Source organism: Lysinibacillus parviboronicapiens (genome assembly GCF_003049575.1).
Lineage (GTDB): Bacteria > Bacillota > Bacilli > Bacillales_A > Planococcaceae > Lysinibacillus > Lysinibacillus parviboronicapiens.
Window position 1 is genome coordinate 1 of the sequence record NZ_PYWI01000107.1, and the last position, 326, is coordinate 326.

Annotated in this window: 1 protein-coding gene; it reads right to left on the bottom strand. The window is 63.2% G+C overall.

The genetic code is table 11. The features are described from left to right. Positions 1–326 (bottom strand): glycoside hydrolase family 125 protein (locus C9J35_RS25225; RefSeq protein WP_153062998.1); only part of this gene is annotated, 326 nt, incomplete at both ends.

Here is a 326-nt window from a genome sequence, read left to right on the forward strand (position 1 = left end):
TCTCATCGGCCAGCTTCGTGGCGCGTTCGACAAGATCCTCGTCATCCCAGACGCGACAGAACTCGCGAATTTGACGCAGGGCACGCATCGCCATGAACTGAGCCGGAATGTTGTAGCCGTAGCGGCAGGCGTCGTCGGAAGGGCGGAACCCGCTCCAGGTCATCCCGGTGTGTCCCACCGGAGTGCCCGAACCGTCGCGGCCGAGGGTGTCGGACGGCTCGGCGGGGCGCACATGGCGGTAGGTAGACCGCGCATGATCCTGCTCCAGGCTCCAGACGTCGATAATGCGTATGCACCCCTGGTGGACCTGTCTCTTATACACATCT